29 protein-coding genes and 1 pseudogene are annotated in these 25,843 nt (G+C 59.6%); 1 reads left to right on the top strand and 29 read right to left on the bottom strand.

Features of this window, described 5'->3' with window-relative positions; all coding sequences use genetic code 11:
- Positions 1 to 23 precede the first annotated feature (23 nt).
- Positions 24 to 842 (bottom strand): DUF2971 domain-containing protein, encoded by an 819-nt coding sequence (locus AB4N73_RS00720; RefSeq protein ID WP_460142812.1) that lies wholly within the window; start codon positions 840 to 842, stop codon positions 24 to 26.
- A gap of 419 nt (positions 843 to 1,261) precedes the next feature.
- On the opposite strand from AB4N73_RS00720, the gene AB4N73_RS00715 reads away from it, so the two are divergent.
- Positions 1,262 to 1,480 carry a hypothetical protein gene (locus AB4N73_RS00715; RefSeq protein WP_423662451.1) on the top strand — a complete coding sequence of 73 codons (219 nt, stop codon included), beginning with the start codon at positions 1,262 to 1,264 and terminating at the stop codon, positions 1,478 to 1,480.
- Between the two features lie 667 nt (positions 1,481 to 2,147).
- Here the strand turns inward: AB4N73_RS00715 and AB4N73_RS00710 are convergent.
- The 28 genes and pseudogenes from AB4N73_RS00710 to AB4N73_RS00575 all read right to left on the bottom strand — a co-directional run bounded on the left by AB4N73_RS00710 (position 2,148) and on the right by AB4N73_RS00575 (position 25,518).
- Positions 2,148 to 2,942 (bottom strand): DNA adenine methylase, encoded by a 795-nt coding sequence (locus AB4N73_RS00710; RefSeq protein ID WP_423662449.1) that lies wholly within the window; start codon positions 2,940 to 2,942, stop codon positions 2,148 to 2,150.
- Positions 2,943 to 3,092: 150 nt separating this feature from the next.
- Positions 3,093 to 3,632 (bottom strand): lysis protein, encoded by a 540-nt coding sequence (locus AB4N73_RS00705; RefSeq protein WP_460142811.1) that lies wholly within the window; start codon positions 3,630 to 3,632, stop codon positions 3,093 to 3,095.
- Positions 3,614 to 4,177, bottom strand: coding sequence for a glycoside hydrolase family 19 protein (locus AB4N73_RS00700; RefSeq protein ID WP_423662446.1), 564 nt, complete (start codon positions 4,175 to 4,177; stop codon positions 3,614 to 3,616). The genes AB4N73_RS00705 and AB4N73_RS00700 overlap by 19 nt, the downstream gene beginning before the upstream one ends.
- Positions 4,178 to 4,226: 49 nt before the next feature.
- Positions 4,227 to 5,276 (bottom strand): phage late control D family protein, encoded by a 1,050-nt coding sequence (locus tag AB4N73_RS00695; protein ID WP_460142810.1) that lies wholly within the window; start codon positions 5,274 to 5,276, stop codon positions 4,227 to 4,229.
- A gap of 94 nt (positions 5,277 to 5,370) precedes the next feature.
- Complete coding sequence (locus tag AB4N73_RS00690) at positions 5,371 to 5,577, bottom strand: tail protein X (protein WP_064596196.1); 207 nt, start codon at positions 5,575 to 5,577, stop codon at positions 5,371 to 5,373.
- Entirely contained in the window at positions 5,552 to 6,397 is an 846-nt protein-coding gene (locus AB4N73_RS00685) for a phage tail protein (RefSeq protein ID WP_108225745.1), read from the bottom strand. The genes AB4N73_RS00690 and AB4N73_RS00685 overlap by 26 nt, the downstream gene beginning before the upstream one ends.
- A gap of 9 nt (positions 6,398 to 6,406) precedes the next feature.
- Positions 6,407 to 9,046, bottom strand: a complete 2,640-nt coding sequence (locus AB4N73_RS00680) for a phage tail tape measure protein (RefSeq protein WP_460142809.1) — start codon at positions 9,044 to 9,046, stop codon at positions 6,407 to 6,409.
- A 150-nt stretch (positions 9,047 to 9,196) separates the two neighbouring features.
- Complete coding sequence (locus tag AB4N73_RS00675; protein WP_136494152.1) at positions 9,197 to 9,796, bottom strand: phage tail assembly protein; 600 nt, start codon at positions 9,794 to 9,796, stop codon at positions 9,197 to 9,199.
- Between the two features lie 13 nt (positions 9,797 to 9,809).
- Positions 9,810 to 10,313 carry a phage major tail tube protein gene (locus tag AB4N73_RS00670; RefSeq protein WP_460142808.1) on the bottom strand — a complete coding sequence of 168 codons (504 nt, stop codon included), beginning with the start codon at positions 10,311 to 10,313 and terminating at the stop codon, positions 9,810 to 9,812.
- Between the two features lie 13 nt (positions 10,314 to 10,326).
- On the bottom strand, positions 10,327 to 11,493 hold the full coding sequence (locus AB4N73_RS00665) for a phage tail sheath subtilisin-like domain-containing protein (RefSeq protein WP_460142807.1): 1,167 nt from the start codon (positions 11,491 to 11,493) through the stop codon (positions 10,327 to 10,329).
- Between the two features lie 104 nt (positions 11,494 to 11,597).
- A complete protein-coding gene (locus AB4N73_RS00660) occupies positions 11,598 to 12,134 on the bottom strand; it encodes a DUF4376 domain-containing protein (RefSeq protein ID WP_460142806.1) in 537 nt (178 codons plus the stop codon).
- Positions 12,134 to 14,044 (bottom strand): phage tail-collar fiber domain-containing protein, encoded by a 1,911-nt coding sequence (locus AB4N73_RS00655; RefSeq protein ID WP_460142805.1) that lies wholly within the window; start codon positions 14,042 to 14,044, stop codon positions 12,134 to 12,136. Before AB4N73_RS00655 ends, AB4N73_RS00660 begins: the two co-directional genes overlap by 1 nt.
- The gene (locus tag AB4N73_RS00650) at positions 14,037 to 14,645 is read right to left on the bottom strand and encodes a phage tail protein I (protein WP_460142804.1); all 609 of its coding nucleotides are present in this window, start codon (positions 14,643 to 14,645) and stop codon (positions 14,037 to 14,039) included. Before AB4N73_RS00650 ends, AB4N73_RS00655 begins: the two co-directional genes overlap by 8 nt.
- A 1-nt stretch (position 14,646) precedes the next feature.
- The gene (locus AB4N73_RS00645) at positions 14,647 to 15,528 is read right to left on the bottom strand and encodes a baseplate assembly protein (RefSeq protein WP_460142803.1); all 882 of its coding nucleotides are present in this window, start codon (positions 15,526 to 15,528) and stop codon (positions 14,647 to 14,649) included.
- Entirely contained in the window at positions 15,525 to 15,851 is a 327-nt protein-coding gene (locus AB4N73_RS00640; RefSeq protein ID WP_083352359.1) for a GPW/gp25 family protein, read from the bottom strand. The genes AB4N73_RS00645 and AB4N73_RS00640 overlap by 4 nt, the downstream gene beginning before the upstream one ends.
- A 5-nt stretch (positions 15,852 to 15,856) precedes the next feature.
- Positions 15,857 to 16,105 (bottom strand): hypothetical protein, encoded by a 249-nt coding sequence (locus AB4N73_RS00635; protein ID WP_460142802.1) that lies wholly within the window; start codon positions 16,103 to 16,105, stop codon positions 15,857 to 15,859.
- 54 nt (positions 16,106 to 16,159) lie between these two features.
- Entirely contained in the window at positions 16,160 to 16,726 is a 567-nt protein-coding gene (locus tag AB4N73_RS00630) for a phage baseplate assembly protein V (RefSeq protein ID WP_460142801.1), read from the bottom strand.
- The gene (locus tag AB4N73_RS00625) at positions 16,723 to 17,235 is read right to left on the bottom strand and encodes a hypothetical protein (protein WP_460142800.1); all 513 of its coding nucleotides are present in this window, start codon (positions 17,233 to 17,235) and stop codon (positions 16,723 to 16,725) included. The genes AB4N73_RS00630 and AB4N73_RS00625 overlap by 4 nt, the downstream gene beginning before the upstream one ends.
- Positions 17,228 to 17,892 (bottom strand): annotated as a pseudogene (locus tag AB4N73_RS00620) (hypothetical protein). The gene AB4N73_RS00625 and the pseudogene AB4N73_RS00620 overlap by 8 nt, the downstream one beginning before the upstream one ends.
- Positions 17,889 to 18,209 (bottom strand): head-tail joining protein, encoded by a 321-nt coding sequence (locus AB4N73_RS00615; RefSeq protein WP_116254767.1) that lies wholly within the window; start codon positions 18,207 to 18,209, stop codon positions 17,889 to 17,891. The pseudogene AB4N73_RS00620 and the gene AB4N73_RS00615 overlap by 4 nt, the downstream one beginning before the upstream one ends.
- 2 nt (positions 18,210 to 18,211) lie before the next feature.
- The gene (locus AB4N73_RS00610) at positions 18,212 to 19,207 is read right to left on the bottom strand and encodes a major capsid protein (RefSeq protein WP_460142799.1); all 996 of its coding nucleotides are present in this window, start codon (positions 19,205 to 19,207) and stop codon (positions 18,212 to 18,214) included.
- A gap of 63 nt (positions 19,208 to 19,270) precedes the next feature.
- On the bottom strand, positions 19,271 to 19,615 hold the full coding sequence (locus AB4N73_RS00605) for a head decoration protein (RefSeq protein ID WP_102902291.1): 345 nt from the start codon (positions 19,613 to 19,615) through the stop codon (positions 19,271 to 19,273).
- Positions 19,616 to 19,617: 2 nt separating this feature from the next.
- Positions 19,618 to 20,766, bottom strand: a complete 1,149-nt coding sequence (locus AB4N73_RS00600) for a head maturation protease, ClpP-related (protein WP_460142798.1) — start codon at positions 20,764 to 20,766, stop codon at positions 19,618 to 19,620.
- Entirely contained in the window at positions 20,763 to 22,244 is a 1,482-nt protein-coding gene (locus AB4N73_RS00595) for a phage portal protein (RefSeq protein WP_401216877.1), read from the bottom strand. Before AB4N73_RS00595 ends, AB4N73_RS00600 begins: the two co-directional genes overlap by 4 nt.
- The gene (locus AB4N73_RS00590) at positions 22,244 to 22,450 is read right to left on the bottom strand and encodes a phage head-tail joining protein (protein ID WP_008087653.1); all 207 of its coding nucleotides are present in this window, start codon (positions 22,448 to 22,450) and stop codon (positions 22,244 to 22,246) included. The genes AB4N73_RS00595 and AB4N73_RS00590 overlap by 1 nt, the downstream gene beginning before the upstream one ends.
- A gap of 1 nt (position 22,451) precedes the next feature.
- A complete protein-coding gene (locus AB4N73_RS00585) occupies positions 22,452 to 24,470 on the bottom strand; it encodes a phage terminase large subunit family protein (RefSeq protein WP_460142797.1) in 2,019 nt (672 codons plus the stop codon).
- 4 nt (positions 24,471 to 24,474) lie between these two features.
- Positions 24,475 to 25,038 carry a hypothetical protein gene (locus AB4N73_RS00580; RefSeq protein WP_201135556.1) on the bottom strand — a complete coding sequence of 188 codons (564 nt, stop codon included), beginning with the start codon at positions 25,036 to 25,038 and terminating at the stop codon, positions 24,475 to 24,477.
- A 135-nt stretch (positions 25,039 to 25,173) separates the two neighbouring features.
- Positions 25,174 to 25,518 carry a phage holin family protein gene (locus AB4N73_RS00575; protein ID WP_186633590.1) on the bottom strand — a complete coding sequence of 115 codons (345 nt, stop codon included), beginning with the start codon at positions 25,516 to 25,518 and terminating at the stop codon, positions 25,174 to 25,176.
- Between the last annotated feature and the right edge of the window lie 325 nt (positions 25,519 to 25,843).

Raw genomic sequence — 25,843 nt, 5'->3', positions numbered from 1 at the left:
GAGGGGGCAATTTGAGTAGCCAATTAAGTACCTGCTGTCCCCAGCAGTCCTAGCCGCTTTGCTTCCAGATGTGACATGTACTTTACGGGCTGAAATTCAACTGAGAAGTTAGACTTGCTACGAGAGCCTTGCCAGAGCTGGACATGCTCATTCTGTCCTGCGAGAACTAACGCGATGATCTCAATCGCAGTGAGGGGCATGTCGGGGCCGAAGTAGATGCCGGTGAGTGCTTTGGAAGCATACCGATACGCCGTTCCGGCTTGGCTATGAATAGCACGCCACTCGTGCTCATAGGCCCAATCAATCGCTTTGGTACAATAGAGATCGGAGACAGGGTCGGAGTCTCCACCGCGCAGGATCGGAACGAGGTCGATAATTGGCATGTCTTGTGTGTAGCGGACCTTCTTAATCTTGTGAAATGGATCGGCCAAGGTTGAGAACTCCAGACAGAAACCTTTGCAATGATCCCCGTAGTGGGACCACATCAACAAGTTGTCCTTCTTCTCAGAAAAGCAGCTGACCCCACGTTGTGACAGAAACCTTTTGATCATGTCATCTAAGGTTTCTTGACCTATGCGAAGAAGCATATCCCGAAGCACAGTAGGAGACGCCTTCTCGAACTCTCGCCGAATCCCATTTTCGATTTCGGGCTTCGCTAAGTAGTGGCTTCGCAGTTTCTCAACATCGTCGTCAGTTAGCTCCTTGATGCGTGGTGAAAGGGCGCAGTCGTAAGGGTCATTGAAAGCGAGCGGGGAACCGAAATAAATTAACTGGTCTTTAAGGTTCTGAAGCGACTGAGCGGTAAAGCGCTCGTACTTGTAGAGGTGCAGCGGCGATGACATGGGTTTAACTTCCTAGATAAAAACCAGACGCTACTGTTTCGCTATCAGTCTGTCCACTGTGCGTTGCTGTCAGATAGCGGCCGCTTGTGAACGTCCGCTTATGGCCGAAAGCGGCCGTTGACCCTCTGACAGTATTAGGATGGGCTTGGCGTGAATTCGTGGGCGGGCGAAAGGCTCATAGACGTTGCAAGTTCTAATCTCTCCTTCACCGCCAAATTCAGAGAACGCAATCCCCCTGATTTCACTAGAGAAAGTCGGTGGCTTTTGGTTTTTGGTGTCAAAAAATGGCCGTCTAGGACAGATCTGGGACAGATGCGCTGTTCCGATGCTGAATGGACCTCAAGAGATTGAGTGTTGCGCTACCCTGATTGAGCGTGCAAAAACCACACTTTTACGAAGCTTTCACAAGGACGATCCACATGCCAAGTACTGCAAGCTCCAATATCACCACTGCCGATGCGCTGACACTGTTACTGCATAACCAGCATGCTCTGGGTGCGGCGATAGAAGAGATTACTCACTGGATCTCGGGGGCGGGCGCGGATGAAGTTGCCGATAACGCTACTGAGGCCTTGCAAACGCTCGACGCAAACGCAAACGCGATTACCGAAGCAATCATGCGTTTACGACAGAGTTAGAGAATCGTCACGACCAAGCAAACGGCCAGTGTCGATCAACCGAGCGTTAGCCGAAAGACTCTGAGTGTGATCATCCAGATTTGCTGGCTAACCATGACGTTTTCGGCGCGCCATCGAATGGACCTGCAGGGGTCACCGTATGTTTCTAGGTGATAACGCGTATCTAGCCGTGCCATCAATTACTGCCGGGATTAACCCCGCCGACACCGAGTCTTGAATGAGCTGTCTCATGACCTCTACGTCAGCAGTATTGCCCACATTTTCCTGCATGAATTGCTTGCTGATAAGGTAGCGGCCGCAGCCGTGACAGTCGATGTTCTGCCAGTCGCCTACCTCATATTTAAGCTCCGCGGTTTCCCGACAAATCCAGCACATACAGTTCATAAAGTTTCCCTCCTTGGCCAATTGATAGCAACAAGCGGAGGCGGGTTCAATCCAGAGCGGCGACTGGAACCTCCGTCTATCGGTTTTTGTAGATGGCAGATGGGCGTGCACCTTTATGGCCCATTGCAGTTGTTGACGACCAATGAATAGAACGCCGTTTATTTTGAATTGGCCCCCAGATCTTGGTCAGGCGTGGGGGCATTTTGTCTGAGAAGCGGCAACCAAACCTGCCAACAGTGGATAACCAAATGCCGGCAGGCTGGTTCTGACGCTTTGCTCATCATCAAAACAAGCCCCCGAAGGATTCTGGCGTCCAGTTCATGATTACCAACTCGCCGCTCACCTCGGCTTTGCCTTGCCGCTGGTTGGTATTGCAGTAACGGATATCCAGTGTCTCGAAGTGGAAGCCTTCGAACACGCGGCGGATGTCTGGGTGGTCGTTGATGCTGACCATCACTTTGCCTTTGCAGCGGCGCATGAAGTCGGCCATCCGCTCGTAGTTCTCGAATGGAAAGTCCACGCCATACCCGGCGGTCTGCCAATAAGGAGGATCCATGTAGTGGAACGTGTGGGCACGGTCGTAGCGTTCAGCGCATTCAAGCCAGGGGAGGTTTTCGACGTAGGTGCCGGACAGGCGCTGCCATGCGGCCGAGAGGTTTTCCTCGATGCGCAGCAGGTTGATGGCCGGTGCGGTAGTTGCCGTGCCGAATGTCTGACCGGAGACCTTGCCGGCGAAGGCATGGTGCTGCAGGTAGAAGAAACGGGCGGCGCGCTGGATGTCGGTAAGGGTTTCGGGGCGGGTCATTTTCTGCCATTCGAACACCTGCCGCGAACTGAGCGCCCATTTGAATTGGCGCACAAATTCTTCGAGGTGGTTCTGCACGACGCGGTAAAGCGTGACCAGGTCGCCGTTGATGTCGTTTAGGACTTCGACCGGCGATGGCTGGGGCTTCATGAAGTAGAGCGCGGCACCGCCGGCAAAGACTTCAACGTAGCATTCGTGTGGCGGAAAAAGCGGAATGAGGCGGTCGGCCAGGCGGCGTTTGCCGCCCATCCAAGGAATGATGGGTGTGGACATTGAAAGCAAGACCTTTACTGTATGAATAAACAGGTGCTAGGCTCGCCGCGCTTTGTGCACGGAGCAAGAGCCTTGGCTGGACTTGCAGGGACAATCTGCAGGGACGGCGGTCGATCCGGATGTTGACGCATCCGGACCGGCCGCTCTTTTTCACTTCGGTGTTGAGACTTCTTTGGCGTATGCCTGACAGGCCGCGAGGGCAATCAGCCCCCGGTCGCCGTCATCGGTGACGCCGATAATTCGTTGAGCATGCGCTGGGTCAAGTTCGGCTCTTGTGGGACCATGTACCACGCCGCCGGTGGCGGTGGCGACTGACACCGGTCCGTTGCCGGCGCCGGTGGTGTTGAGTAGGACTGACAGGCGCAGATCAGCAGTGGCAAGACGGTCGCGCAGGCGACCTTGATCACGTTGGGCATCGCTCAAGGCTCGGTAATGGGTTTGTTCGCTGGTGGCCAGGCGCTGCTCGAGCGCAAGGCGTTTGTCCTGTTCGGCACGCTGCTGTGCCGCCGAGGCCAGATTCAGTTGGTTGAGGGTTTCGGTGTGGAGCCGGGCCTGCTCTGCGAGCTGTTTGCCGTAGCGCCAATCCTGGACTTGCCAAGTAATGGCCGCAGAACCACCGACCAAGACGACCAACAGCACGCCTTTTGCCAGTAGCCAGTACGGCGCCGGGATCAGTTCGCCGAAACGCATAGCACCGCCCTCGCCCGTCCCCACAACTCCAGCCGATCCTGCAGGCCGTTGAGACCGCCATTGATCCTGCGGGTGATCGTGTTGAATTCATTTTGATCAGCCAGCGCGTTCAGCCCATTCACGAACCAGAACCATGCGGCGGACTCGGCGGCCCACTGCGGCAGCTCCAGCAGTTCAGGCGTGCGCAGCAATCGCTCGTCACCGAACAGCGCCAAGCTGCAGCGCAGGTAGTTGTCGTGGCCAGTGACCTGGATCAGGCCGCGACCGCGATAGCGCTGGCCATCACCATCCGCTGCCGGCGTGTTGCCCAGTTTTGCCGCCAGGTTGCCGGTGTCGTATTTGCTCAGGTACTGATCGCCGCCCAGTTCTCGGACGTAGTGCAGCTGACCCGACTCGTGACCGACTTGCGCCAGGAACGCGGCTTGGCGTTTCGGGGTGTTGATCTGCCGATTGGCCATGGCTGCGTTGAGAGCGGATACAAAAACGCCCGCTTGGCGGCGGGCGTTGGGCATGATGCTTTGCAGCTGTTGTTCAGTGATGGACATACAAACTCCAGGCGTAAAAAAACCGCACTCAGGCGGCGACAAGATGCGGCTACTGCTTCTCGATGTTCACCACCTTGAGTGGTGGTTTCGGTCCTTTCTTTTTCTTGCCCTTGGATTTACCGGCTTTGCCGGCATTGCATTCGACCGTGGTCGACCAGCCAGACTGGGTGAACACCTGCTCGACCGAATCCGCCAGGTATTCACCATCAAGCCTGAGCTTGAACCCCTGAGCGATGATGGGACGCTCGGCGAAGATGTCCGTGCGGCCGGGCATCTCAAGCCGCACATCGGCGGTCGAGCGGTTGAACGCTGACAATCGGGCCTTGGCCGCCGCTTCAGCAGCGCCCTTGTCTGGGTAGATATGACGGTCGGTATGCACTGCCGGCAATCCGTCCGGAGCGTCATCGTTGTCGATGGTGACCACCGTCAACTTGCCGTTCTTTTTGTCCTGATGCTTGGTCGCCACAGCCTTGTGTGAGTTGCGATCACCGAGGCTGAATTGCCAGCGGCTAAGGTCACTGCGGGTCAGCGTGATAGCGCCAAATGCTTTGCCGCTGGCAGTCTGCCCACCCTGGCGCGGCATCACCAACAGCTTGCCGTCGGCGACCTTCGCCGTGCAGTCGTACTGCTTGGCCAGACGGGTGATGAAATTAAAATCGGACTCGTTGAGCTGGTCGACCCGGGCAACCTTGGTCGACACCGGACACACCGGCGTCCAGCCATTGCGCGCGGCCACATCAGCCACGATCTTCGACAGCGGCACGTCTTCCCAGCTTCCGCTACGGATGGTCTTGCCGCTGCCACGCATGTCGCTGGCCTTACCCTTGATCACGATGGTATCCGGCGGGCCTGATACCTCGACCGTGTCCACGGTGTAGCTGCCCATGCGCGCCAAGGTCGTTTCGGCGTAACCCAGGTAAATCTCGATTGAGCTGCCGCGCCGTGGCAATTGCACTTGCCCATCACGGTCGTCGATACGCAACTCAAACTCGTCGGACTCCATGCCTGGCTTGTCAGAGGTACGCAGCAACAACAGGCGATCATTGATCTTGGCCGTGACATCGGCGCCATCGGCGACAATGCGAAACATCGGAGTCATGAATTTTCCCCAATAAAAAACCCGCACAGGGCGGGCCAAAAAATATGTCGTTACGCGTAACGCGGAGCGGCGCCGGCGAAGAGATCGCCCCGGGTCAATCCCACAAGCTGACGCCCTCACTGGTCGGACTCGGCAGATCCGGCAGGACGATAATCACGCCAGACCGAAACGGCTGCGGCTCATCGGCCAGCCCCTGATTGGCATCGAGTACAGCCTCGACGCTGCCATTCAGATGGCCATAAACGTTGTTGCAAATGACATCGAGCATGTCGCCATCAGACGTCCTGCATGTCGTCGCCATAGCGCTCAAACTCCAAAGTGAAACCCTGTTTTCGAGCAATCCCGCCGTGCAGCAGCGCGGATTGTTCCTCGTTGATGTTTTTCAGGCACCACGTCCCGATCACCTCGCCATAGCCCGTAGTCAACGTCAGCGGCTGCAGCCTGGCTCCGATGGAGCGCAGGGTGTCGAGTTGCTTTAAACCGCCTTTGAAGCCTGGGTAGATCGTGCCCTTGAGCGTCAACTTTTCATCGCCCATACCGATGGCCTGCTTTGCCGGCCGGCGCGTCAGCCGCTCCTGGGAAGCCCAGCGAAATTCGGTCGAACGGCTCAGCTCGTCGAAAGCTGCCGTGTCCAGGTTGAAGTAATACGGCTCAATCTTCGGGTCGCGCGGCTGAATGATCATCAGATGCGGGAACGGCTTCACCGCCTCCGGCGCCGGCGTGGCCTCCACGGCAAAGGAACTGGTGGGCACGATGTTGGCCAGCGACGGACTGACCTTGCCGGCGACGTTGTTGATCGCAGTGGCCGCCTTGCCCGCCTGTTCCTTCAACGTACCCAGCCGATCCTGCACTTCAGCCGCCGCGCGGGTGGCGCGGCCGTACACCGCTACCACCTGACCGACCTTGGCCTGAGCGGCGTCGACGCCGCGCATCACCCGCTGAAGTTTGGCGCCGATGGCAGGCCCGACAAACGGGATGTTCTCCAGCTCGGACGCGGCGCCGGTCAGTTCGCGGATCGCGCCGTTGACCGGGGTCAGCATGCCGTCAGCACTGCGCCGCCCGGTTTCCGCTGCCTCGACCAAATACTTCAGGCTCGATTGCATTTGCTCCATGTAAGCCATGAGGCCTCCTTACACATGGGGTTCGTCGTACAGCTTGGCGGCATTCTGCTTCGCAGCGCCTTCCATCATTCGCTGCATGTGCGGCAGCAGATCCTGCGCCAATTTTTGCGGGTCTTTGACATCACCTTGCACCGTGACCGGAATGCTCAGCGAGTACTGAAACTGCTGATCCACCTTGGCCGGAACTGGCTTCTCCGCCTCCTTGGGCTGGATAGCCAGCGCCGCTGACTTGAGCGGCGCTGTCACCGCCATCGAGCGTGCGACATCCCCCAGCGCCGGTCCTTGCTGGCCCGCTGACGCCATCATGAGCGGCGTGCTCGGCACCGGCGCCTTTGCCGTTTGCTCGGGCTTTTCATCCTCACCACCGAACAGCGATTTACCCAAGGATCCGCCCAGTGCTGCGCCGCCCTGACTGCCCAGGTAAGCACCGATCATCCCGCCGATAGCGGTGCCGATGATCGGCACAACCGAACCGATGGCGGCGCCTGCTGCTGCACCGGCCATGGTGCCAGCCAGGTTGCCAGCGGCCGAACCGTAACCTTCGGCTTTTTCGTCCTTGGTCTTGGCGTTTTGAAAGGTTTCAAAAGCCATCGCGCCAGACTCCAGCAGCGTGCCGCCAGGAATGACCTTGGCCGCCTTGCCGACCTTACCGACGGTTTCTGCGACGACGCCGAGCTTGGACAATGCCCCACTTTGAACGGAAGGGACTGATGGCGATGGGATCGAAACCGGGGGACGCGGAGCCGGAACAGGTGGACGAGGCACAGACGGGCGAGGACCTCTCGAACTCGGCAACGATCGGCGCCGAGCGCTGCGCCTTGACCCACGTCCACGTCGGCGCGATTCGCCCGACGCATCCACACCGCCACCTATAGCGCCGGCATTGACGACGAAAACCTTTTTGACGCCGTCGTTACCTGCACCACTTTCAGTACCAAGGCCACCGCCTGTTGCCGCTTCCTTCACCCGTGAAACAACATCCAGGCCAGTCGCTACCAGACCAAGTTCTCCGGGGTTTTTATTTGGGGCTTCGCTCCCACTCTTGCCACCGCGCGACCCACGCGCAAGGTTTAGCAGCCCCTTGCTGATCTTGATCGTGCTGAAGATACCTTTTAAGGCGATCAGCGCCGCCCCGACCGTGGCGATACCGGCAACTACCCCGGGCGCGCTGTCCGTCAGTGACGTAATGCCTTTAGTAACCTTGGTCAATGACTCGGCCACGGTGTCCGTCACCGGGCGCAGCGCATCCCCGATGCTGCGCATGGCGTCATCCATCGACTGAGCCATTTCCGCCCATTTCTGCGATGACGACTCGCGCCGTTCGGCGAGGTTCTTGTCGAGGATCCCGATCGCGTCACGCGAATCGTTTTTAAGCTGGCTGTACAGCGCCTTGTTCTGCATGTAGGCCGACAGCGCTGCCTTGACCTGCATGTCAGCGAACAGGTCGCCGGTGCGCAAGGATTCTTCCAGCGAGGCCATCATGGCCTTGGCCTTTTCGGGATTGGCTTCCTTGCTGATTTTCGACGTCGCTTCAGCCATGGCCGCCGCGCGCTTTGGATCGGTCGCCTGAATGTATTTCTGAGCCAGCGCCATGCTGGTCTCAAGCGTCGACATACCGTTTTGCAAACCGGTCTGCATCGATCCCTTGTAATCAATCCCGGCTTTTTCGTAGGCCTTGACCGTATCGGTCGAACCGATTTTGCCCATCCAGTTTTTCAGGTTGTTGGCCGCTTCATCCGAACTGCCGGCCTGCTTCATCTGCACCTGCAACATGGCGCCCAGTTGCGTCACCGCATCCAGGCCGGTGATGCCGTTGCTGGCCATGTTGGCCAACAGCTCCGGAAACCACTTGGCCATGTCGGCCGCTTCAAAGCTGCCCGCCTGCCCTTGGTAGGCGATCGCCTCCAGCGCCTGCTGCATCTGCTTGGGGTCGGTGATCTTGGCGTTCTGCCCCAGGGCGTTGATCATCTTCGCCGTGTCGACACCGCTGGATCCCTGCCCCACGACAAACTTGGCCGCGACAGGCGCGTACTCCAGCGCCTTGCTCAGATCCATACCGGCGCCGACCAATTGATTGACCACGTCGGCCACATCATTGCGCGCCATGCCGGTGTCGCGTGAAGTGTCGATGATCTTGCGCGACATCTCCTGCTCTTGCGGCTTGTTGGCAATGCCAGCCTTGATCGCAATGTCTCGCACAATGGCGCCAAAATCAGCGCTGACCTTGGTCGGTACCGCCATGGCACCGACACCAACCACCGCTGCACCGACGGCGCCCTTCATGCCCTTTACGCCAGAATCGATCTGCTGATGCCCCTTGGCTTTCAGCTCGGCTTTGTTGGCTGTCTGCCCCATCGAGCGATAGGCTTTTTCCAACCGGCCGACCTCAATCCCCTGCTTTTTCAAGCTGTCGAGGTTCGAGTTCAAGCGGTTGAGTAATTTGGAGGCGCCGGCAGCGCCAGTGTCGTGAGCCTTTTTCCATTCTTCGCGCAGGCGGATGGTGTCGCCAATCGTGCGCTGCAGCACGCGCGCTTTATTGCCTTCTGCCTCGAGGCGCTTGATGCGCCCGGTCACGTCCTTGAACGCAGCGCCGACTGTGGAACTGACGGCGCCGCCGATCACCAGCCCGAGGGCGAGTTTGTTTGCCATGTCATGGCCCTCATGTGCCCAGCACTACCGGTGGCGGCTCAATCCGTGAGCCACCACACCATGTCCGCGAACGGCATCGACTGGATCTCAGCGGCGGAAAATCCTGTTTCCGCCGCCAGGCGCTTCGCCGCCGCCTTGATCACGCTGGGGTTAAAGCCCGTCGTCGTTGTCCATGCGAAAATAGCCGGCCTGCAAGCGGTTAAAATCCACCAGCTTCAGCCCCTCCAGATCCGCTACCGGCGCACCGGACAACGCAGCAAACAACACCAGTTCGCGCTGCTCATCGTCACCACCCACTTCACGGTTGGCGGCTCGCACGTCGCCCACGGTCGGTGAACGCAAGGCCAGCTTATCGACGGTCACGCCGTTGATTTCGCTCGGGCACGACAGCGTCACCAGCACCTGGTCGGTCGTCAGCGACAGCCATGCCGGCATCGAGTCCGAATAATCGGTTTTCGGTACCAGGTGCGAATACGCCGTTTGCACGCGGCGATAATCCGTCAGCTTGAGGCCTTCCAGATCCTTCAGCCCGACTTCGGCGAGACCGGCGAACAGCATCAGTTCGCGCTGTTCATCATCGCCGTTGGCAGCACGATCAGCCGCGCGCACTTCACGCACGGTCGGATTGCGCAGGTTCAACGTCTCGACGTCGATGCTGTTGGCTTTGGTTGGGCGGGTCAGCGTCACGACCGCGCCGTGCGCGCTGAGCGACAGCCAGGCCGGCAGGTTTTGAGCGATTGCTTGAGTCATCTGGATCTATTCCTTACAGGCCGAGCGCTTGGCGCACTTCGAGGAGTTGGTCTTTGCCGTCGATCACCTGAATGCCGGCGACCATGTCGATCTCGTACATCAGGCGCCCGTCGATTTCGAGCTTGTAGTACGTGACCGCAACGGCGTGTTTGATCTCGGCCGCATCACCGGCTTTCCAGTCACCCAGATCGACCTCTTTGAGCCGACCGCGCAGGGTGGCAACGACTGCCGTTACCGCACCCTTCTGGCCCTTGAAGGCACCACGGAACGTGGCGTTGAACGGGGTGCCGTCAGCCAGGCCGAAGTATTTGAGCGACTCGCGGCGCACGCCCTTGGTGACAAACGAGGCTTCCATTTTCTCAAGCCCCTGATCCATCTCGATGGGGCCGGCCATGCCGCCCCCACGATATTCGTCGGTCTTGGAGGTCAGCTTGGGCAGCGTCAGGCTGGGCACGTCGCCGGAGAAGTTCACGCCGTCGACGAACAGGTTGGTGTTGTACAAAGTTTGAGGAATCATTGGTTACGCCCCCTTAGGCTGCTTCAAGCACTTCGGTCATCCACTGATCGGTGACTTCGAAAAGGAAATTCGGGTTTTCTGCCGGCGGCACGTCGGTGAAACGGATGCGCCAGTACACCTTGCCCTGGGCAATTTGGCTGGCCGTGTTCAGCTCGGTGTCGGGGAACACTTCAAAGTTGATGATCGCGCCCTGAGCTTTCAGGTCGGCCATGAAAGCGTTGAGACCGTTGGTGACATCGGTCACGTAAGTCTTGGTGATTGAGCGGTCGACCGCCCACTTGTGCCCGGCCTGCACCGCGTCCATGAGGATGAACAGCGTGCGAACGCGGGTAACGAATGCCCACTTCGGATCGCTCGACAGCGTGCGGTTACCCCACAGGCGATAACCGTCGTCGCGAATGATCGTAGTGATATTGGCGTTGTTGAGCAGGTTGGCTCGGCAGGTCTCGTCGCCGTCCAGGTACTCGACCGCGCGGCCGGTGCCGGTGATGCCGGTCAATTCCTTGTTCGATGGCGAAGCCCAGAAACCGTATTCAGCATCCGTCCACGCAAACAGACCTGCTGCCCATGCCGAGCCGGGCGCATCGACCGTCGAACTGGTGACGGTGTCCCAATACTTGACGCCCGGGTCGACCATGAACAGGTTGCGACTGCCGAAGTTATCGGCGTAGGCCATGGCGGCCTCATCGGTCGTGCCCGGGCCGTCGATGATGCCGATGGCTCGCAGTTTCTGCGCCAAGCTATCGAGCGCCGTGGCCACCGCCTGAGTCGCGGTGTGACCCGGCGCGATCAGCAATCGCGGCTGCGCGTTGAACAGGCTTTTACCGTCGAGCAGAGCCTGCAACCCGGTGCGCTGACCCGAGGCCAGAACGCCGCCGATGATCGCCGAGGTCTGCAGCGCGGGGTCTTCCAGCTTGGCCACGCCGATGGCGACGATCACCGCCTTGGCCTTGACGTAGATGGCCTGACAGGCCTTGGTGATCGCCGAGTCAGGGCCGAAAGCGGCGATGGCTTCGCGCTCAGTGGTGATCAACTTCAACTCGCCCGCCTTGGCCGTACCACCGCCCAGAACGCCAGGTGTGAAGGTATCGCACAGACCGATGATCGATGACGACGGCAGCGAAATGGTGCGCGCGCCAGTGTCGACCGACGTGGTCGTCACGCCGTGGAAAAAACTCATAAGGGTCAATCTCCAGAAACGAAAAAGCCCCGCATAAGCGAGGCTGTGATGGGTGTTCGTGTTACGCGTAACGGAAAAGAAAACGCCCCGTCAGTGCGGGGCGTCTATTGCAGCTCTGCCGGATCAGGCGGCAAGGAATCCGGCCAGCCCTGCGACAGCATTTCGTCGTGGTACTCGCCGGCCTCGATCTCGCGCAACAGCGTCAGCTCACGGTCAAAGCAGGCCTGTACATGCGCCCGAACTGCCTTGGCGATCGTGATGATCTGCTCCGATCCGATCTCGACGAAACCGCCGACCGTTTTGAAGTTGCAGCGATACTCAGGATCGAGGACGGCCGACAGTCCAGTGCTGGCAATCAGCGCCTGACTATCTCGGGTCGTTTCGATTTGCAGGCCTTCGACAACAATGCCAACGCCCTCGCGCGCGAACCTCTCAGCCGCGACAGCATCCCTGAGTTCATCCAGCGAGACGATCGGCACGCCCTCCGGCGCAAATTGCTTGCCGTCATACAACCAGCCTTCTTTAACCTCGCTGGGGCATTCAATCCAAGTCATATCCGGGTGAAACATCGTTTTTATGTCGCCGTCTGTTTCGAGCAACTGAACGGCCTTACCCATGTAAAGGAGTGCGTATTTTTTCATCAGGCATACTCCTCAAAAATCGCTACACCACCAGCTCCCGGCGCACCATTGCGAGCTGGTAAAGATGGGCCGACTGCCACGCCACCTGCGCCGCCCCCATATCCCAAGCCGGGCGAAAGCGGCCCGCTAGTGCCAGCTCCATATCCCCCCGAACCCAGCGGGCCGCTACCACCGTGCCCGGCCAGCGTCGAATAATTCACGGAAATAGCGGGCGAACCCGGAGCGCCTGCCATGTTGACAATATTTCCTCCAGAGGCAGGCGCCCCCGGATAACCGTTTGACATCAATGCAAAGGCTGTCCCTCCGATCGGGCCGCCAAAGCTTGACCCCAGACCACCCGGCGCAGACAGTAAGGCCCCGACCGAAGTCGCCCCACCTGTGCCGCCGCTAGTTCCGTTGGTTCCCGAAGCAGTGCCCGCAGTACCAGCCGCGCCAATGATCACCGGCTGGCTCGCACCGATGTCTGACGCCGTTAGCAGCGCTTCCGCATAACTTCCCCCTCCACCGCCACCAGAGGCAGAAGTCTGGGTAGAGGTCGTAGCCGACGCGCCGCCAGATCCACCCCCTCCCCCTACAATACGAATCCGTACCTTCTTCATCCCCGGCGTCGGAATGTAGGTGCCGCTGGCTGTAATCTTTTGAATATTCAGCAGGCGCCCGAATTCGTTGTTATTGACCCGCTGCTCCAGCGCCGCGATATCGATAAGGCCCTGATTAATCGGAGCATTCCAAGCCTTGATACACCACACTACAGCGATGTTTCGCGGCCGCGCGCCTAACAGCGCCTGACTAGCGAACACGCTAGAGCCAATGGTAAAGCCGACGCCGGGCTGGTCGTTGTCCTGCACGACGATGCCCACGTTAGGATAAGGCCCTTCGGTCAGTAGATCGCCCCCGACCGATCCGCGCATATTCGCGTAGTCACCTAGCTTGTAACCGGTGGTCGTGAGTTGCTTGGCCAGCCCATTAGCCGCTACGGCATCAGCGGCAACAGCAGTCGCATTTTGCCAGCTTCCGATAGCACGCCCCGCGTCCACACCACGCCCATGATCCCAACCGCGCAGGAATTCGCCGCGCGATTCCGGCAAGCGGAAATTGCCGGCACCCTCGTCGCCCTTGTTGAAGGCCGTGCCAAGGAATGACGCCAGATCGGGATAGAGGGCAATGCTCTTAACGCTGCCATCAAGCTCCAGAAAACCCGGCGCCACCTTGTCCAGCGGAAACGCCACTGTCGCGCCGACCGGCAAAGCCGAGGCCTGCGCAATCATCGCCTCGATTTCGGTTTTGGTGTAGGTGTCCTTAATGCCCATCCCAGCCAGCGTTTCCGGGTTATCACCAGAGACGAAAACCCCGCGATCGTTGACCTTGACGCGGGTGTATTGGCCGGCCGCCTTGTTCTTCGGCAGCACTTCCAGAATGGCCGCGTCGACGTAGGCCCGCGAGGCCAGCACAATCGCCGGGTCAATCTTGAGCTGAATGTTGCCGGTGCTGGTGACAATGAAGTTCATCCGCACGATTTGCGTGCGGCCCGAGCCTTGCGACAGCAGCGGCTTGAAGCTTGGCGCGCAGTTGGCCACCGCCACCAGATCGCCGTCCGCATCGTAGAGGCCGACTTCGCGGATCCACTTTCCGCCCTCGTCGGCCGGGATGATCTGCTCGGCGATGATCACCGCCGGGTTGACCGGGTCAATCTTCAATTGGTTGAGCGGCTTGCGGCGCCACTCGTTGAGCAGCTTGGTTTGACTGGCCGACGGCACCGGATTGGGAGGATCGGCCAGCCCGTTCGGGTTGGCATCACCCACGCCCATTTGCGTGATTAGCCAGGGAATGCCGAGCGCGTCGGCGTTCGCCTGCTTGGCCATCCCCACATTGGTAAGGATCGCGAAAAACTGCGAATTCGCATCAATCATAATAAACGTCCAGGGTGTCTATGGTGTGTTCGCGACCGACTACGCCAAAGCGGCCAGTGACCTCAATGTCACGCATGACGGGCGGGTACACGTCGATTTCGTCGCCTTCGTAGAGGGCCACCGCGATATTCAAATTGCCTTGAGCTTCCAGGCTGATCGCCAGCCCGGTCAGGTGCCGGGTGACAGGCTTGGCGTCGTCAATCAGGCGATCAAGCTCCTGATACATTTCTTCGGTGATGCCGGTATCCAGCACCCCGACCTTCAGCGCAAAGGTACCCGGCACGCCCTCCGGCACCGTCTGGAACCACTCGACAATCTCAATCAGATAGCCCAGCGGCTCGACCACACGGCGCAGAGCGCCGATGGTGCCCTTGTGTTTGTGGATGTAGTACGACGCCTTGATGGCCGCGCGCTTGGTCGCCTCAGTCCACCGGTAATCCCAGCGATCCACCGACCATGCCCATGCCAGGTGCGGCAACAAATGCACCGGGCAGGTATCAGCGTTGTAGAGGTCGCGCAGAGGGACAATCGTCTTCTCGAAAAACGCGGCCTCCATGGCCCGTTCCAGTTGCGTGCTATTGAGCGGCAGTAGACTTTTCATATCAGCCCGCCAGCCTCACGTTGTAGCGCGTACAAAACGCCGCTTGCGCCTTGGTCGGGGCTAGATCCTGCCACCCGACCAACTCAACCCGGGCAACGCCGGCAACGTGCAGTTGGGCGTCAACAGCGGAGCGTGCGACTTCTACACCCAGCCGCTTGCGTGGATTGATCCAGGCTGCCAAGCGGCTTTTCGCCTCGGCCAGACTGGCATCCGCTTCCGGACCAGCGCTGGCCATGTGCAAGATGGCGTCTATCTCGTAACGGATCACCTGCGCGCTCTGCACAGTCACCCGATCACCCACCGGCCGCACGTCGTCATCATTCAGCGCGGCGGCCACGATATCCAGCAGCTCCGGCGGCGCCTCGCCTTCGCCGTCCAGACCCAGCACCGTGACCGTTACATAACAAGGCTTCGGACTTTCGGCCGTGGCATCTGCCACAAGCCCTGAGGCGTTCCGCGCATGCAGGATGTAGCTGTTACGCGGGCCGGCTGTGGTCAAGCCCTCATAGGCCAGCTGGATGCGCTCGCGAAACGGGTCGTCGTCTTCCATGACCTTGGGCACTGCCGGCACCGCCAGCAGATCCTCGGCCTGAATGACCAGGCGCTTCAGATTGACGTTGGCCCCCAAGTGATCGAGGTCGCCGCGAATGGCATGCGCCAGTAACAGCGCCTTGCCTGCGTCATTGACTCGGGCGCGGTTGCCGACCTTATTGTAGGCCCCGACCTCAAGCACTTTGACCACCGGATCGCTTTCCAGCGCGGCCGTCCAGTTGCCCCCCATGTACCCGCGAAACACGCTCAGCCCGTCCTGATAAACCTCTTCGAAGTCCAAAGGCTCCAGCACAGTCGGCGATGGCAGCGACGACAGATCTACGGTACTCATGCGGCCACCTCCAACGTGACGCTGTCGCCCAGGTACTTCCCGACGATTTGCAAATTGATTTGCCCGCCAATGACGGAAATGACCCGCACCTGATCCAACTTCAAACGTGGTTCCCAGCGCCCCAAAGCGCGGGCAACCTCAGCCTGTACGGCACTTTTCCAGCCTTCGTTGATGGGTAAATCGACAAACCGCCGTAGCTTGCTGCCGTATTCCATACGGTGCCGGCGACTGCCCAGCGGCGTGCTCAAGATGTCGGCAATGGATTGCCGCAGATGCTCGATGCCGGATATGGGTAGGCCGGTCTGGCGATCCATTCCGATCATCGATGTCACTCCTTGAACGGCTCGTATTCTTCGCTGGCTTTCAGGAACTTGACCGCATCGATGTCGGAGGCCGGCACCAAAACCGTCGCCTTGTCGACCGGATAGGAACGGTCTGTGCCCGGCACGATCAACAGTCGCGACGTGTAGAGCTTGTCGCGGAATTTCAAGAACTCAGACGATGAGTAAGTTGAGGGCGACAGTGCCGGTTCCGGGGATGTTTGCGCATCGGTTGAGGTCGTATCGATCTTGGCCATGTGGTTCTCCAGGCATGAAAAAGCCCGCACTTGGCGGGCTGTGGTGAGTTGAAATTAATGCGTGTGGTGATTGCTGTTTCCGGTGGCATCAATGATCGCGCCGGCGCTGGTGATGCCCTTGGTGACGTGCAGCGCACCTTCGATCATCACCGCCGCTTTCAGGTTGATGTTGCCGGTGGTCACGCTCACCGCGCTATCAGTTACGACCGCTTCCGTGCTGGCCACCTTGATGGTGACTGTGCCGCTGGGCAGGGTGATGCTGTAGCTCTTGGCCTGCCAGTCGTAGATCAGCGAGCCGCCATCATCGAAGCGCCAGACCTCGACATGGTCGCGGTTGTCTGGCGGCGGTCCAGCATTGCCATACAGGCCCGGGACAAACGTCCCTTGCGACACATCACCGCTGGGACTGATCAAACTGCCCTGCTCACCCAAAGACGGCGCGCGCCAGTGCCTGGCCTTGCCCGCCGCGATGCTGTGCCACCGCACCCACGCACTGACCCATTCACTGCCATCCGACACGCGACATACCGGCGGCGAAGCGGACAGATCCACCGCAACCACGTAGCAAGCCTTTACCGCCCCCGCGATCATGCGGTCATGCTGGGCGCTTGCGTAACTCACGGCAGATCCTCGGGCTTGAATGGCCCATCACCCGGATCAACGTCCAACACCAACGACCCCGGCGGTTCGTCAAACCACGGCCATTCCTCAACGCCGAGATATACCTGCTGAGTCCACTCCACCAGCCACACGGTGTAACCATCCAGATGCGGCTGGGTCCAGTCCTGCAGCGATTGCACAAACTCGGCGGGTTCAACTGCCAACCCCCACGTCTGTGCACGCAGCAGCACCGCCAACTGGGTCGCCAATTGCACGGCCTGTTGATGATGGTGCGGCTTGATCGGGTCAACAATGATCCGAGCCTCGAACTTGCACACGAGCGAGGTTTCGCCGGTACCGATATCGGTGCCCGGCTCGATCTCGGACACCTCCAAAAACACCGCTGGCAGCGATACGCGATCCTTAATGTCTGGCCAGACTGTGACGGCCTGCACGCCAGGCAAGTGGGTACGCAGATGCTGTTCTACCGCCCGATAAAGCTGATCAAGGCTGAAAGGTTCCTCAGACATTGCCGATCCTCTTGAGGTATTTTTGCAGCTCAAAGTTGAGCTCCTGCTTGAGGATCTCCAGCAGGCGCTCGTCCGCTTTTTTACCCAGCTTTCGAAGTGCGGTCGGGCTTGTTCCAGCGACACTTTGGCCTTGGCCAGTGGGAAACGACTGCCGTTTTCGGCAACCCAACCCGAACTCGGCCCGCGACTAGGGGACACCGTGCTATCGGGGTAGTCGTCCGCGTTGAAATGCTTGCTGGCCGTGCGGATCCAGATGTCGGGCTTGTTGCCGTAGACCTTCTTGAGGAAAGCCCCTTGGTAGCGCCGCCCCGCCACTGACACACCGCTCCCGGTCTGCCGCGCCCGACCGATCCGGCTGGACTCGATGGCGTTCAAACCGAACCACAGTTTGCCGCTCGCGGCACCGCCGGAAACCGGGTAACTGCGCAACCGCTGACGCACCGCCGCAACAGCGATGCGCTCCGACCGACTGACCGCTCGGGCGATGTGCGTGCGCAACCAACCCAACGTCTTGTTGATCGCGCGCCGTTGCGCCGCAGCAGCCGCTTTCGGTACCGCCTTGGCAAAGTCCTGGAACGCCTGAAAGTCTGCAGCCGAAGACTGGATAGATATCATCCCGCCCCCGGCCGAGGGTTTGAAATAGCTGCCGACACTCATGGGCGCAACCTCAGAATCAAGGCGACCAGGCCATCGCCGCTTGGCTCGAGCTGAATCAGGTCGTAGTCGCCGCCGCCATCCAAGGCAGGTAAGTCAACGCTGACCAGCATGCCCTGCTCCAGACCTTGCGAATCGCTTACTCGGATCTCGAAGCGCGGCTCGCGCAACCCGGTGTTGAGCTTGCCGAACTTGGGTTGCAGCCAGGGTGCAGCGAACATGCCGAACACTGGCTCGTCGCGCCCCTCGATCCGCGCGGTATCGCCCAGCGTTTCGAACACCACTGCGTCGACCTCGGCGATCAGATCGCGAAAACCCACGGTCAGAGCTCAAGCAGGATCTGGGCACGCGGTCGAGTGCACAGGTGCAGTGGGTTGGACTGGGCTTCACCGGCCATGCCTTTGTTGAAGGGCAGCGGCTCGATCATGCTGTAGTACGGAATGCCTTGGGTGTTGACCGTTTCCATGTAGTCAGCCGGCGCGAACACCGAGATGTACAGATCCGGCACACCTTCAGGGATCAGAAGCGCCTTGTCGTCATGCACGAACGACACGCCGGCCACCTTGCCACGATAGCGCTCCCAGATGATGCCGCCGAACTCGAAGCTTTCACGAGCATCACCGCGCAGAGCCGCTGCCTGCTGACTGTTGAGGTAGGTCTCTTTGACCGACTTGTGAACGATCAGCTTGTTCCAGAAGTTCTTGCCGCAGAAGGCGCGAGAACCGGTGCTGGTCACGCTGCCGAGCGCGTCTTCCTGCATGTCCAGCGCTTCACCGCACTTGACCCGCAACTCCGTGCCCGCATCCGCCAGTCCCATGGACAACTTTTGGCGATCCACACCGAAGCGGTCATAGAGATCCAGCAGTACGGTTTTGCCATCGGCGTCGAGGATCTGGCCATTCAGTGCGCCCATACGCTGGAATTCGTGCGTGGCGTCCAACTGGCGCCGCGCCTTTGCCAGCCGCGCATTGACCACGTCCTGCACTGCCTGCAGTTCAGTGCGAGTGCCGAAGGCACGGATGCCTTGGATCTCGTCAGCCTTGATCATGAAGCGCTCAGGCAGGTGCACAGTGTTGAACGGGATCAGGTTGCGCTTGCTGGCAGCAACCACCAGGCCAGAACCACCACGTTCACCAGCGGGCACCAGTGCAAGGGTGTCGCCGTCCTTCTCAATCTGCACGGTCAGTGTGGTAATGCCTTCCTCGCGGAACAGGCCCAGAGCGCTGATGCGCCCTGGCAGGTACGGTTGATCATTGAGTGCAGCGGTGAGCGAAGTAACGGTAAACGCTTCGTCGTCAAAAATGGCGATATCGGCCATGGGTACTCTCCAGAAACGAAAAATCCCGCACGCGGCGGGATGCAAAATAAAGAGGGAAATGCTTTAGCGGACGATCAGCGAATGTGCAGCTAAGGCTTTCTCAGCGGCCAGATCGAGGCCGGTCAAGTGCGCTTCGCTGACCTCGGCCAGCCGCACCACGGCGCGACCGCGACGCACTACGTCGGATTCACCGAGCGGGCCGTAAAGAATGGCGACAGCGTTTTCTGTGCCGTCCTCTGCCGTTGGGTTGTACGGTGCGAATTCGCCGCTGGCAGTCACCAGCCCAAGAATTTGGCCCGGCCACAATGCTGGACCCGCCGCGACATTGATCGCTTCGCGCGAGATCGTGCCGGCGCCCTCGGACAGCAGAAATTCACCTGCGTGCATCGGTTCCTGTTTGATGGTCATGCTCATGCTCCTTTCGCGCCGCGCGCGGTTCCAGTTTGTGCCGCTTGGCGAGCAGCCCAAATCGAGTTGGGGTCAGGTTGTTTGGCCAGGACCTTGGGTGCCGGATCGTCCGCCAGCGGAAGACTGTTGTCGATTTCAAAGCCCTTACCGCTGGTGACCATCTTGTCGAACAGACGTGCCCGCACCGCCGCCGCATCCAGACCGGCCGCGACATATTCGGCGCTGAATTCCGGCAGACGCGCGGCCACGCAGAGGTCGTTCACCGCCTTGGCGCGTGCCAGGCCGGCGAGAACGATTTCCTCGCTTTCGAGCTGGGTGGAATTGAGCAGCGGCTCGATCAGGTTGCTGATGCCCGCCGCCGTGCAGCGCTGAGTGATCATCAGTGCCAACTTGGCCGAGTCGACTACAGGCGGCACCAGTGGTGGATCCACAGGTTCCAGTTCAGGATCCGGTTCAGGTGGTTCGTCGAGTTGCGCCACCAACTCAACCGGAGCGTGCTGGAACCGTTGCAACACCGCGCCTTGACCGAGACAGGCTTTGACCTTGATGCCGTCGCCGACTTCGTCTGCAAGACCAAGAGCCACCGCTTCGTTAGCAGTCAACCAGGTTTCAGCATCAACCATTCGCCGCAGTTCGACGTCATCGATGTCGGGCGCCTTGGCTTTATAGGCCGCAATGATCGCCTCCAAGGTTTGATCCAATACATCAGCGACCCGGCGGAAGTCCTCAGCGCCACCGCCTGCATACGTATATGGGTTGTGAATCATCAACATGGCGTTCGCCGCGATGACTACGCGGTGTGCACCGCATACGGCGACACTCGCGGCACTGGCAGCAAGCGCATCGATTCGTCCAGTGCAACGCGCGCCCAGACGCGACAGCGCGTTGTGCATGGCCAGACCGTCAAACAGGTCGCCGCCGATACTGTTGAACGCAGCGATCACCGGTGACACACCATCATCCATGGCGCGCAGATCCTGCACGAACTGATTGGCAGTGATGCCCCACGCGCCGATCTCGCCATAGACGAAAACCTCGATCACTCGCTCGGTGGCCTCTCCGCTGGCCTGCAGGGCGTACCAGGTTTTGTCCTGAACCTCGACGCGCTTGCCGGCGCGATTGTAAATACGCGGTTTCGCGCTTTTGCTCATGGTTGCTCCTTGTCGTCGGTGTCTTCGACGGCATCAAGGGTGTTGTAGTTGAGGCCCAGTTTTGTGGCCCGTGCCAAATCGGCGGCGTTTTCCAGATCGACAGTTTCGGCGTCGTAGCCGGTGCGCAGCACCATCTCACTGCGAGAGGAAAAGCCGGCCTGTACTTCCATCCGGCGTGCCTGCACGTCCTGCACTGGCTGGATGTAGGCCCAGCCTTGTGGCACCCATCGGGTACGCAGGTACTGGCGGCGTTTCTGTGCGTAATCGTCCAGCACCAGGACGCCAGACAGCACCGCCATGTCCATCCACGCCGCCCGTACAGGACGGCAGAGCTGATGCACGTACACGCTGAATTGCAGTTGTTCCAGGCGGCGGCGAAACTCATTGAGCACCACCCGAAGCGCACGGTCGTTGATGCCGCGCATGTCGCCCGTGAGGATCTCGTAAGGCGTGCCCGACCCTGCTGCAGCAGCCATCAGTTGCTGCCGCATGAAGTCCGGGTAGTTGTTGCCGGCGTCGGGCGGTTTGGAGAACTCAACCTCCTCGCCTGCCCCCAGTTCCTGCATGGTGCCGGGTTCGAGCGCAACCATTGGCGTGAAGCCATCACGGTCCAGATCGAGCGGCTGACCGGTCACCGGATCTCTGGGAAGTGGCCCCGAGTCCGGCGCCGGACGCTTGATGAAACCAGCAAACAGGTTGGCCACTTCCTGCCGGAACAGCACCGCGTCGTCGTAGTTGTCCAGACTGCGCAGGCGTTTGAGCACCGGCGACAATCGTGGCACACCCCGCAACTGTCCAGGCTCCACCGGTTCGAAGATGTGCAGCACTTGAGCGGCGGGGACGCGCACCAACTGGTTGTAACCGGCGTTCAGCGAGGCTGCATCGCGCGGATGGGACAGGTACATCCAGTACGCCACCCGCTTGCCGCCGGGGGTGAACTCGATGCCAGCGCGAATCACGTTGCCGTTTTTGGTGGTCTCGAATTTGTCGTGCGGCACAAATTCCGGTGCGAGGATCTGCAGCTGCAGCGGAACGGCCAAGCCTTCATCCAGACCGCGCGGACGCAACCGTACGAAGCACTCGCCCGAGGTTTCAACCGTGCGCGCCACCAGTGCCTGCTGGCCGTAAAAGTCGGTGCGATCATCCGCGTCCGACTCATCGACCCAATCCCCCCACAGCTCCTGCAGAAGCTTGCGCAAAGCATCATCGTCGGTTGTGGGTCGAGGGGTGATGCCGGTGCCGATGAGGTTGCTGACGCGCTTGTCAATGACGTTGAAGGCATACGGGTCATTGCGAACCGCTGCCCGGGAGCGCGACCGCAGATTGCGCAGAGCAGGAGTGTTGATGCTGTTGATCCCATTGTCGGGTGCATCCCAGCCAGTGGAACGGCGCCCTTCCCCGGCGCCTTCGTAACTGGCCTTGATGTTGGACGGCAAGACAAATCCGTTACGGGTCAGCGTTGGAAACTGTCGGGCCATCAGACCCCCTTCCCAGCATGGTACAGCCGGACCACGCGCGAACGTGGCCCAGCTGCACTTGCCAACGAGGAGCGTATTTCCTCGCGCGCCTTGAGCAGTTCATCGACCGTGCGGTATTCCACGGTACGGTCGGTGTAGCGCACAGTTTTCTCCCCGCGAGCAATGGCCGCCTCAACCGCGTCGAGGTGCTTTTTTGTAAAGGACATATCAGCGTCTCTTCAGATAGCCGCTGGTAGAGCTGCGGCGTTGAGGGGGTGCCGCTACTGGTCGCGATGTCGCGACCGGTGCAGCCGGTTGAGGTGCGGATCTAGCGGAAGCGACGACTCTCGCTGGTGGAGCTGCCGTGGTAACACATCCGTCTTGAACAGGCTTGGGAACCGGTGCGTCATCAAACAAACCGGATTGCGCCAAGGAATGTCGCACGCGCTCCCAGTCATTTTCTTGATAACGGTTGATGCCCATGTAATGCGCCATCGCCAAGCAATACACCATAAGATCGAGGGCTTCGTTACGCTCTGCTTTACCCTTGATCCACTCGATGCGTTTGTGGCCGCGCACGTAACGAGCGACCTTGCGCTCCGCAACGCACTGGGCGAAAAACTCATCGGGTAAATCGTTGGCAAAGTGCAACGATCCAGGCCCATCCGGGAACGGATAGCGATTGTAGATCCAGTCTTTGGCTGTATCGGTGCCCACAAACCAAAGCTCTGCGCCGTTGCGTTCGGTTTGTCCCTTCCAGGTCACATCAACCATGGACGGTCGCTGAGCGATCACCGGTCTACCCGGCTTGCTCGCGCCCTTGATAGCGAAGATATTGCGCCAGCGACGGACGCGGCAGAACTGGTAAACCTCGTCGGTGTGGTGACCGCCGGAGTCAACGCCAGTGGCGAGAATCGCCAAACCGACGCCGCAGGGATGCCGATATCGGGCCTTGAGTTTCTCGTCCAACACGGCCCAGGTGCGCTCGTCGGCCGGGTCGCCCCAGATGATCTGGTGATCTACAACCCAGCGTTCCATGCCGACGCCGAAGCCCATCACCATCAGTTCCAAACGGTTAGCCTGAACGTCAACAGCGCCGGTAAGCATCAGCACACTGACCGGCATCGTACCGAGAGTGTAGGTTTCGAGACGCGCCCGAGCGATCAGCACTTCGGCCTTGGTTTGCTCTTGCGCACTGTCCCAAACCTTGGCCAATCGAGTGTTGTAGAACACCTGCATGGGTTCGAGATCGCCTTTATTTTGAGCGATTTTTGCCTTCTCAAACTGCATGGCCAAGGTGCGCCAGTCCATCCAGCCGGGCGGTGAATAGAGTGCGTTAAGGTGGAACCCTACCGTCTCGCCATCGCCCTCAGCGTGCGCACGCCATTCGCCTTTGGCGAGCATTTCACCTTTATGGTGTTCCTCAATCAGCACATCACATTCGGCTCCAGCGCACTCGTAATGCACGGTGCTGAAATCGTCGCTGTAGTGAAGACGCTCCCATTCCAGTACCTGCATATGACCGCAGTCTGGACAGGGCACGTAGTAGTGACGCTGGTCGCTACCTTCAAAGAGATCCGCAATCCGCGAAGCGCCTTTGATGGTTGGCGAACTGGAGAAGTAAAACTTAGCGTTGCGACCGAAAGTACTCGCTCGCGTCTCCGCCAATTCGATGGGGTCCCCCTCCTCACCGATGTCGACTTCCCAGCGGTCAATTTCATCGCCGTAAATGTAGCGCGCCGACAACTCTGACAAGTTAGCAGCAGAGCCTGCTGTGGTGACATACAGTGATCCGCCTTCAAACTCCTTGGTGTCCATCGTGTTGACCGCATCACGCCCGGTCGCGATGCGGTCACGTAAAACAGGCGTGGCCTTGATGGTCTTTCCGATCCGCGACGACACACGTTTGGCCAGGCCTAAGCTTGGCAGCAAGGTCAGGATATTTGACGGTGCCATGTGGATCAGCCCACCGATCCAGTTCAGCGCAATCTGGGTTTTCATTAGCTGCGAGGCCACCATAGTCACTACACGTTTGCTGCGATGTGCCGGTGACAGGCAACGCATAGGCTCGCGAGCATAAGGGGTCCGGGAGGTGCGGTACCGTCCAGGTTCAGCAGCACCCGTATCGCGCGGAATGCGCATGTACTCGTCAGCCCATTGATCGACCCACAGCTCAGGCTCTGGGCGCAGGCCACGAAAATACGCCGCCCGGTAAACCTCGGCGCCGTCTGCAAGTTTGGCATCCATATGATCAGTTTCCGGGGGTTAAAGCGTGACTAAAGTCTTCGGCTGAAAGGCGCTCAGCCTCTTCAAGCGCCTGGCGGATCTCACCAAGTAAGTGTTTTTCAATGTCCCAGGTGCTGGTCATAGCCGACAACACGGGGGCAAGTTTGGGTGGCAAGCTCAGTAACAAATCGCGAGTCATGCGCCCAGTCGCAAAAGCAGCTTGGTCGACGACTTCCCTATCAACCAACTCACCGGTGATCTTTTGGAGGTCAGCTTCCGCCCTCTCAGCCTGCGCAAGAGCCAACCGTGTTTTAGCCTGGTGATAGTCCGGCGCAGCTTGAGGGGCGGAAGTGGGAAGCGCGGGAGCGATCCATGGCTGCTGGACCGATGTAGCGGCGACCGGTGCGATTCGGGTACCCGAATTGCTGCGTGCTGGATCGCCCGTCATTTCTAAATATTGATCGGTGGCTTCAACATCGATCTTGCCATCCGAGGCGTAAATCAATCGGCCTTGCTTGGCCAGTTTGCCGACGTACTGGCGGGACCAACCTTTGCTGGCCGCGTATTCCGTTCGGCTCAAAACGGTCATGTAAACCTCCTGTCAACCTAGGGCCGTCAACCTCTGTCAACCTCTGTCAACCAACGTGGAAAAAACAGCCAGTCGCAAGATCCCGCGGGTTTCCGACCCCGTACCCGCCGAATAACCCCAGGGTCCCCGGCGGTTTCAGGCTGGCCCGCCCCCATTCGGCGGAACTTCGCACACGCCCAATCGCTTGGCGGCCCATCGTTCGTACAACCCAATGGCTACGTCCGCGCCGGCCATCGCCGTCAGGCAACCCAAGGCGCCCGCCGTCCAGATCGTCATGCCGGCGGCGATCATCAGCATCATCGCTGACACCCCGCAGACAATGCAGGCACCAGACCGAAGTGCCAGCCTGCGCAACAATGCCCAGCCTCGCGCCCCGTCTTTATCGGCCCGCCACATCTCTCCCGATACGCCACCGACCAGAGCCAGGACGATCACTAACCAGATCGGCATTTCTGCCAGTGCTTGCTGCTCGCTTGTCATCGCCAACCCCTAAACGCAAAAACCCGGCGCAATGGCCGGGTTTGGTGGTTGGTACGTGCCGCTCTCTGCGGTCGCACCTATCGAAGATGACTACTTTTTACAGGGCGATTCCGGTGGCAGCAACCCCGGTTTAATGCCACCCGGTGAATAAGTGGTCAATGTGGGGTGAACGTCTAGCGAATGTAAGCGAATAACTCACCACGGCATTCTGTTGTTTCGGCGGCGTCCCATCTGTCCCACCTTTTAGAATTGAGGTGGGACGCCTGAGAGCGCCTAGGTTCGGGGCTTAGCCCCACCGTCCTACTTATTTATCTATTTTCTCGTG

The sequence above is a fragment of the Pseudomonas sp. S3_B08 genome (genome assembly GCF_054667725.1).
Note: the sequence above shows the minus strand (reverse complement) of the source record. Positions and strands in the feature narration are given on the sequence as shown.

Bases quoted from the DNA above. Each gene is read 5' to 3' on its own strand.
- AB4N73_RS00720 (WP_460142812.1), bottom strand. From the start codon at position 842: ATGTCATCGCCGCTGCACCTCTACAAGTACGAGCGCTTTACCGCTCAG.
- AB4N73_RS00715 (WP_423662451.1), top strand. From the start codon at position 1,262: ATGCCAAGTACTGCAAGCTCCAATATCACCACTGCCGATGCGCTGACA.
- AB4N73_RS00710 (WP_423662449.1), bottom strand. From the start codon at position 2,942: ATGTCCACACCCATCATTCCTTGGATGGGCGGCAAACGCCGCCTGGCC.
- AB4N73_RS00705 (WP_460142811.1), bottom strand. From the start codon at position 3,632: ATGCGTTTCGGCGAACTGATCCCGGCGCCGTACTGGCTACTGGCAAAA.
- AB4N73_RS00700 (WP_423662446.1), bottom strand. From the start codon at position 4,177: ATGTCCATCACTGAACAACAGCTGCAAAGCATCATGCCCAACGCCCGC.
- AB4N73_RS00695 (WP_460142810.1), bottom strand. From the start codon at position 5,276: ATGACTCCGATGTTTCGCATTGTCGCCGATGGCGCCGATGTCACGGCC.
- AB4N73_RS00690 (WP_064596196.1), bottom strand. From the start codon at position 5,577: ATGGCGACGACATGCAGGACGTCTGATGGCGACATGCTCGATGTCATT.
- AB4N73_RS00685 (WP_108225745.1), bottom strand. From the start codon at position 6,397: ATGGCTTACATGGAGCAAATGCAATCGAGCCTGAAGTATTTGGTCGAG.
- AB4N73_RS00680 (WP_460142809.1), bottom strand. From the start codon at position 9,046: ATGGCAAACAAACTCGCCCTCGGGCTGGTGATCGGCGGCGCCGTCAGT.
- AB4N73_RS00675 (WP_136494152.1), bottom strand. From the start codon at position 9,796: ATGACTCAAGCAATCGCTCAAAACCTGCCGGCCTGGCTGTCGCTCAGC.
- AB4N73_RS00670 (WP_460142808.1), bottom strand. From the start codon at position 10,313: ATGATTCCTCAAACTTTGTACAACACCAACCTGTTCGTCGACGGCGTG.
- AB4N73_RS00665 (WP_460142807.1), bottom strand. From the start codon at position 11,493: ATGAGTTTTTTCCACGGCGTGACGACCACGTCGGTCGACACTGGCGCG.
- AB4N73_RS00660 (WP_460142806.1), bottom strand. From the start codon at position 12,134: ATGAAAAAATACGCACTCCTTTACATGGGTAAGGCCGTTCAGTTGCTC.
- AB4N73_RS00655 (WP_460142805.1), bottom strand. From the start codon at position 14,044: ATGATTGATGCGAATTCGCAGTTTTTCGCGATCCTTACCAATGTGGGG.
- AB4N73_RS00650 (WP_460142804.1), bottom strand. From the start codon at position 14,645: ATGAAAAGTCTACTGCCGCTCAATAGCACGCAACTGGAACGGGCCATG.
- AB4N73_RS00645 (WP_460142803.1), bottom strand. From the start codon at position 15,528: ATGAGTACCGTAGATCTGTCGTCGCTGCCATCGCCGACTGTGCTGGAG.
- AB4N73_RS00640 (WP_083352359.1), bottom strand. From the start codon at position 15,851: ATGATCGGAATGGATCGCCAGACCGGCCTACCCATATCCGGCATCGAG.
- AB4N73_RS00635 (WP_460142802.1), bottom strand. From the start codon at position 16,105: ATGGCCAAGATCGATACGACCTCAACCGATGCGCAAACATCCCCGGAA.
- AB4N73_RS00625 (WP_460142800.1), bottom strand. From the start codon at position 17,235: ATGTCTGAGGAACCTTTCAGCCTTGATCAGCTTTATCGGGCGGTAGAA.
- AB4N73_RS00610 (WP_460142799.1), bottom strand. From the start codon at position 19,207: ATGGCCGATATCGCCATTTTTGACGACGAAGCGTTTACCGTTACTTCG.
- AB4N73_RS00605 (WP_102902291.1), bottom strand. From the start codon at position 19,615: ATGACCATCAAACAGGAACCGATGCACGCAGGTGAATTTCTGCTGTCC.
- AB4N73_RS00600 (WP_460142798.1), bottom strand. From the start codon at position 20,766: ATGAGCAAAAGCGCGAAACCGCGTATTTACAATCGCGCCGGCAAGCGC.
- AB4N73_RS00595 (WP_401216877.1), bottom strand. From the start codon at position 22,244: ATGGCCCGACAGTTTCCAACGCTGACCCGTAACGGATTTGTCTTGCCG.
- AB4N73_RS00590 (WP_008087653.1), bottom strand. From the start codon at position 22,450: ATGTCCTTTACAAAAAAGCACCTCGACGCGGTTGAGGCGGCCATTGCT.
- AB4N73_RS00585 (WP_460142797.1), bottom strand. From the start codon at position 24,470: ATGGATGCCAAACTTGCAGACGGCGCCGAGGTTTACCGGGCGGCGTAT.
- AB4N73_RS00580 (WP_201135556.1), bottom strand. From the start codon at position 25,038: ATGACCGTTTTGAGCCGAACGGAATACGCGGCCAGCAAAGGTTGGTCC.
- AB4N73_RS00575 (WP_186633590.1), bottom strand. From the start codon at position 25,518: ATGACAAGCGAGCAGCAAGCACTGGCAGAAATGCCGATCTGGTTAGTG.